The organism is Methanocaldococcus sp. (assembly GCF_024490875.1).
Taxonomy (GTDB): Archaea; AGJL01; Methanococci; order Methanococcales; family Methanocaldococcaceae; genus Methanocaldococcus.
In genome coordinates, this window is record NZ_JACCLX010000022.1 from 1 (window position 1) to 6081 (window position 6081).

The following is a 6081-nucleotide window of genomic DNA, read 5'->3' on the forward strand; positions in this document are numbered from 1 at the left end:
AGTCCCGAGTGTGGATAATATGCTTATATGAAAATCTATAAGGGTAATATTACGAACATACTTCATAAATTTAAATCTTCCGATATGGTTATAATTTTTTAGGCATAAAAGAAAGGCAAAATATCCTTTATTTCCTATTAAACTCATAAATTTTTATATTTATATTCTTTTTAAAAGTAATACTGACCCCCGGTAAAATTTCGATTTGAATATTATAAAATCATAAAAATACTAAAAAAATATTATGGTAATATGAGAAATCTCAAAATTGTAATATTACTATAATAAAAAATAGAAAATTTTTTATGATTTAATATTATCAAGTCCCGAGAGTAAATATTATAAAAATATGAAAATTTATAAAAATTATATTACGAATACATTACATAAATTTAGATCTTTTAATTTAATTATAATCTTTTTGGCATAAAAGAAGGACAGAAATTCTTTATTATTCTCTAAATCTATAAATTTCTATATTCACATACTTTTTAAAAGTAATAACGAACCCCGGTAAATTTTCAATTTAATATTATAAAATCATAAAAATAACAAAAAAATATTATAACAATATGAGAAATATCAAAATTGTAATATTACTATAATAAAAAACAAAATTTTTTTATGATTTGATATTATCAAGTCCTAAGGGTAAGTATTATAATATAAAAATAAATGTCTAAATTAAATTATTATGTCAATTTTTTCTCCACAGATTTTGCATCTTTTAGTTTCTACATCTAAATAAACTATTTTTGTATTAAAAATATATCTTTCTATTAGCAAAGCTCCACAATTTGGGCAATAAGTATTTTCTCCCTCATGCCCAGGGACATTTCCAATATAAACATATTTTAATCCTTCTTCAATAGCTAAATTTCTTGCCATCTCTAAGGTTTCTATTGGTGTTGGAGGGACATCTGTTAATTTATAATCAGGATGAAACCTTGAAAAGTGTAGTGGAGTTTCTCTTCCTAATTCATCTCTTACAAAGTGTATTATAAATAATAAATCGTCAATATTGTCATTATAACCTGGAACTATTAAATTCGTTACTTCTACATGTATTCCTAATCTTTTTGCCAATTTGCAAGTTTCTAATACTGGTTCTAATGTTGCCTTACAAACTTTTTTATAAAAGTCAGAATTTCCTTTAATATCTATGTTCATAGCATCTACTGGTAAAGCCTTTAATGGTTCTTTCTCTATGTATCCGTTGGTAATCATCACATTGAATAAGTTATATTCTTTTGCTATAACAGAAGTGTCATACATAAATTCATAATAAACTGTTGGCTCCGTATATGTGTAAGATATTCCTGGACAGTTGTATTTTATAGCAATCTCAACAATTTCTTCTGGTGTCATTTCTCTATAAGGAATTTCATCAGGTGGAAATTGGGAAATTGTCCAATTTTGGCAGTGCAAGCATCTAAAATTACAGCCACCTATTGCCAAAGAAATTACTTTGGTTGTTGGATAGAAATGAAATAATGGTTTTTTTTCTATCGGGTCTATTGCCAAAGAACAAACTTTTCCATAACCAATAGCATACAATGTTCCATTTATATTTTGTTTATTCCAACAAAATCCTCTTTTTCCATTATTAATTATACAATGTCTTGGACATAAGTTACATCTAACTTTATTATCATCTAATTTCTCATAAAACATAGCCTCTCTCATAGTTCCACCAAAAGAGACATTAATAAAGTTTTATTAAATCAATCTGCTAATTTATCTCTAATAGCAAATATTTCAGTGATTTCCATCAATATTTTATTTTTGTATATTATATTATATGTTCTTTTTGGTAATTTATTATGTTTGGTTTTTAGTAGTGATTTTAATCTATCATCAAGTTCTGCTATGCCTATGTATTTAATCTCTCTCCTTGTTTCTAAGTTGTGTTTCCTTATAATTTTTCCTATTGGAATATCTGCTGATAATAAATCTTTTTTTATTTCTTCTCTAAGATTTTCCTCTTCAATATTTTTAAAAGGAGTTTTTGAAATAGCATAAACTAATGGAGTCTCATTAACTTTAAGAATAACCTCTCTATAATTTGTATTATTGACAATTTTTTGATTTATTGTTTCTACTTTACAAACTTCTTCAAATAAAATTTCTAAGATATTTGTTACACTTCCATCAGTTCCTAAGAGTATTTTTTCTTCATTCAACAAAGGAAATTTTTTATTTAGTTTTGATATTTCTTTATAAATAATCATAGATATCACAACTACTTTTGGTGATAATAATGAATAGTAGAATTGAAAGATTCTTAAAATATATGGAAAATGAAAATATAAAAAAGGCAGTTATATTAAAGAAAGAAAATATAAATTATTTTTTGGGAAAATATTTTATGAGTTTTTCTGTATTAGTTTTTGAAGAACAGCCTTATCTATATGTTGGTAAACTTGATAAAGATTATGCAGAAGAACTTTTTAACTTTTTAGAAATTAGAGAGTTCAAAAACTGGGAAGAGATATTTAAAGGATGTGATGGAGTTGAAAAAGAACTATCAATTAGTTATTTAAAATATATTGATAAAGAATATAAAATAATATCCGACAAAATTAAAGAGATGAGGATGATTAAAGATAAAGATGAAATTGACTTAATTAAAAAAGCCGCTGAGATTAGTGATAAAGCCATAAATTGGGTTTTAAATAATTTAGATGATGCTAAAAATCTAAATGAATATGAATTAGCGGCTGAGATAGAATATATTATGAAAAAAAATGGTTCAATAAAGCCAGCATTTGATTCTATTGTTGTCTCTGGTAAAAAGACATCTTTCCCTCATGCTTTGCCAGCAAAAGATAAAATAGAGGATATTTTGTTAATTGACATTGGAGCAGTTTATGATGGCTATTGTTCAGACATAACAAGAACATTTTTATTAAAAGATGATGAAGAAATGAAAAAAATCTATAATTTAGTTTATGAAGCAAAAAAAGTTGCTGAAAAATATTTAAAAGAAGGGATATCTGCTAAACAAATTGATAGTATAGTTAGAGAGTTTTTAGGGAATTATGAAAAGTTGTTTATTCACTCTTTGGGGCATGGTGTTGGGTTAGAAGTTCATGAAGAGCCAAGATTATCGAACAAATTAAAAGATGATGAAGATATAATATTAAAAGAGGGAATGATAATAACTATTGAACCAGGTTTATATTTAAAAAATAAATTTGGAGTAAGAATTGAGGATTTATATTTAATTAAAAAAAATGGATTTGAAAAGTTGAGTAAGGCAAAAATTCCAGAATATTAATTTAATATAATGGAAGTGTCTTTCTAATATCTTTTTCTATTTTATTCATCTCTTTAGCGTATTTAATTGCTATATCTTTCATAATTTTATCAATATCCTTTATTCCCAAATCTTTCAATCCTATAATTTCTATATGTTTTGCTCCTTTTGATTTTACATTAATTCCTAAGTGTATCTTTGAAGAAACAATTCCTTTACAGGCAATACATACAGACAGTTTTTTGTTATTATAGTATAAATCATCTCCATCTCTTCTCAGTTTTAAATTACAGTAATCTTCAATAATTTCTTTAGTTATGCAAACTAACAATCTTTGCCTTAAATATATTGTCTTTAAATCTATGTTATCAAAATGCTCTATAACAAAATTTATGGCATCTTCTGATTTTATTGGTATGTCTATATCCTTTTCTCTTTTAACATCTTTTAAATCCTTCATATTATCAATTGGAACTTCCATTTTACCTCTAAAAACAACTATGTTATCTTTTTGAACATCAAAGGTTTTAAAAGCCCATAACGGCTCTATCTCTCTTCCAGTATAATTTAGTTTATCTTTAACAAAAATTATTGTTATATAATCAGTGTCAAAAATCTCAAAGTTCATAAAATCACCAAATAAAAAATTCTATATTAATCATTTACTAAAAAGGTTCTAATTAGTAAGTAACTACAAAGAATTACAACCATTCCAATTATTGAACTAACCATTTTACCGTTTAAACCATATAGATAGTTTATAAGTCCAGAACTTCCATATAGTATAACAATTAACAGTATTATTGAGTACATTATTGTCCCAACTATTAAAGAACCAATCACTATTTTAAATTTTTTAAATTCTTTGACAGCCCTTGATTCATCATCAAAACAGGCTCCAAGATAGTTAAACAATAATATTAATAACAATATAAAAGCGAATAATAAAAATGATATTAATGGTCTGAACTTAGAAGGAATATTTAGATTAGGTTCTATAAATATTAGATAATAAATAACACATAAATACCCAAACAATCCTCCAATAATTGTTCCAATTACTGTAAAAATTCCAATATTAAATTTTGAAGCTTTTTTATCCATAATACCCACCTAAAAAAATAAAAATTTAAATAAATTAAGACAACCTTATCTCTTTATGGATTACCCACATTTAGCCAATCCCAAAGAGTGTATGGACCAACCCTTAGATATAGAGGTACTTCTACCCAACCTACTTGTGGATTATAAATATAAGTAGTAAGATAACTTACCCATATCCATATACAATCATTCTCGTCTAAGAACATGCTATTTAAATGATTTCCAACTATTACTTCCAGAATTCCAGTGATAAGTCCCCCAATAGCTCCAATAGCACTACCTTCTAGTCCTCCTAATGCTGCCCCTATAATACCGCCAATAATGGCACCTGCAACAGGAACTGGAACACCAACAATATCTTCACTTATTTCTTTAGAAAGGTGAATATGCAACAATTTATTGCCTTTTATTTTTTTATATTTCCAAGGTTCAATTCCATAATAGTCATAGTCAGGATGTGGATATTTTACCATATGCCCCTTTACGAAATAAACTCCATCCCACCAGTAGTGTATGGTATTATAGTACATTGGTTGTATATCGCCTATTTTTGAATTTATTTCAACATTATTGTTGATTTTATATTTTTTATTAATCTCCATTGCCTTTTTTAAAGTCATACCTTTTTCAATAGGATTATAGAAAGTTTTTATAGTTTTGAATATTTTACCATCCACATACATCTCAGTTAAATAAGTATCTTTTACTTTTTTAGTTGTGATTTAGTGAGAATTTATTTTAAAGATTTCAAATTTTCTTTCGATGACTTCATATGATCTCTTTTAAAGCCATTTAAAAATTTTTTATATGCAATATAACTAATCATTCCAGAGGCAAATAATGCTACTACATAAAGCATAATACGTATATATTCACTAACAACAATATCAAATTTTTTTAGAATATATAATATGAAAATTATGGAAAAAAATGGAAGATAAATAATTAAAAATATTTTCATAGCTAATTTATAACTGATTTTTACGCCTTGCTGTTCTAAGTCGGCTTTAATATTTTTAACGATCAAATAATACATAAAAAATAAAAAAATTATATCAATAGGTAATTGATACATTTAATCACCAAATTGTATATACATCATTTATCACTGTTATATTACTACTGTTGCATATTCCCAATATGCATTAATATGTAGTAAGGTATATGCATGATTATAACTAAATGTTTTACTACCTGAAGCAGGCATTTCATACCAAGGGTATGACCAATAAAATCCTGAAGAGTCCTTAATTGTTAAGACACCATTATAATACACAGCAGGAATTATCTCCCCAATAATTATTATTTTGGGACCTTTCCAAGATACATACAATTTATTCTTTACTAAATTTACTTGAGAGCTTAAATACCATTTATAATCAGTCCAAATATTACTCCAACTATACTCAGTAGAATCTCCATATATGTTTCCAAAACTACCTACATTAATATATAAGTCAAGATTTGGGTTAGGACAGAATACTGAGTTTATAATCGCTACTTTTTTATTATTTATTATATTAACATTGTAAGTTTTTATAATATAATTTTTTTCACTGATTTTTACGAGATTGTCAAGATAAGGATAAGAGGTAGTTATAGATGGAGGCGAAAGAATTAAGCCAGGAGATAATGGTAATAAATTTGAAATTATTAGGGAATCTATTATAGAAGGACTTAGTTTTTCGTTTAAGGAGGGAGAAGAAGCTTTCTACACA

Annotated in this window: 8 protein-coding genes and 1 pseudogene; 1 reads left to right on the forward strand and 8 read right to left on the reverse strand. The window is 25.9% G+C overall.

What is annotated here, in order from left to right; genetic code table 11:
• Positions 1–684: 684 nt before the first annotated feature.
• Complete coding sequence (gene amrS / locus HZY31_RS04130) at positions 685–1686, reverse strand: AmmeMemoRadiSam system radical SAM enzyme (protein WP_297318190.1); 1002 nt, start codon at positions 1684–1686, stop codon at positions 685–687.
• 38 nt (positions 1687–1724) lie between these two features.
• Positions 1725–2231, reverse strand: coding sequence for a chorismate pyruvate-lyase family protein (locus tag HZY31_RS04135; protein ID WP_297318191.1), 507 nt, complete (start codon positions 2229–2231; stop codon positions 1725–1727).
• A 29-nt stretch (positions 2232–2260) separates the two neighbouring features.
• On the opposite strand from HZY31_RS04135, the gene HZY31_RS04140 reads away from it, so the two are divergent.
• On the forward strand, positions 2261–3280 hold the full coding sequence (locus tag HZY31_RS04140) for a M24 family metallopeptidase (protein ID WP_297318192.1): 1020 nt from the start codon (positions 2261–2263) through the stop codon (positions 3278–3280).
• 1 nt (position 3281) lies between these two features.
• On the opposite strand, the gene HZY31_RS04145 is transcribed toward HZY31_RS04140, so the two are convergent.
• The 6 genes and pseudogenes from HZY31_RS04145 to HZY31_RS04170 form a co-directional block, all read right to left on the reverse strand.
• Entirely contained in the window at positions 3282–3887 is a 606-nt protein-coding gene (locus HZY31_RS04145) for a DUF366 family protein (protein ID WP_297318193.1), read from the reverse strand.
• 26 nt (positions 3888–3913) lie between these two features.
• Positions 3914–4363, reverse strand: coding sequence for a hypothetical protein (locus tag HZY31_RS04150; RefSeq protein WP_297318194.1), 450 nt, complete (start codon positions 4361–4363; stop codon positions 3914–3916).
• A gap of 53 nt (positions 4364–4416) precedes the next feature.
• Entirely contained in the window at positions 4417–5046 is a 630-nt protein-coding gene (locus HZY31_RS04155) for a hypothetical protein (protein ID WP_297318195.1), read from the reverse strand.
• Between the two features lie 50 nt (positions 5047–5096).
• Complete coding sequence (locus tag HZY31_RS04160; RefSeq protein WP_297318196.1) at positions 5097–5399, reverse strand: hypothetical protein; 303 nt, start codon at positions 5397–5399, stop codon at positions 5097–5099.
• Positions 5400–5474: 75 nt separating this feature from the next.
• A complete protein-coding gene (locus tag HZY31_RS04165) occupies positions 5475–5696 on the reverse strand; it encodes a hypothetical protein (RefSeq protein ID WP_297318197.1) in 222 nt (73 codons plus the stop codon).
• Between the two features lie 241 nt (positions 5697–5937).
• Positions 5938–6081 (reverse strand): annotated as a pseudogene (locus HZY31_RS04170) (IS6 family transposase); the annotation flags it as partial.

Bases quoted from the DNA above. Each gene is read 5' to 3' on its own strand.
- amrS (WP_297318190.1), bottom strand. From the start codon at position 1,686: ATGAGAGAGGCTATGTTTTATGAGAAATTAGATGATAATAAAGTTAGA.
- HZY31_RS04135 (WP_297318191.1), bottom strand. From the start codon at position 2,231: ATGATTATTTATAAAGAAATATCAAAACTAAATAAAAAATTTCCTTTG.
- HZY31_RS04140 (WP_297318192.1), top strand. From the start codon at position 2,261: ATGAATAGTAGAATTGAAAGATTCTTAAAATATATGGAAAATGAAAAT.
- HZY31_RS04145 (WP_297318193.1), bottom strand. From the start codon at position 3,887: ATGAACTTTGAGATTTTTGACACTGATTATATAACAATAATTTTTGTT.
- HZY31_RS04150 (WP_297318194.1), bottom strand. From the start codon at position 4,363: ATGGATAAAAAAGCTTCAAAATTTAATATTGGAATTTTTACAGTAATT.
- HZY31_RS04155 (WP_297318195.1), bottom strand. From the start codon at position 5,046: ATGTATGTGGATGGTAAAATATTCAAAACTATAAAAACTTTCTATAAT.
- HZY31_RS04160 (WP_297318196.1), bottom strand. From the start codon at position 5,399: ATGTATTATTTGATCGTTAAAAATATTAAAGCCGACTTAGAACAGCAA.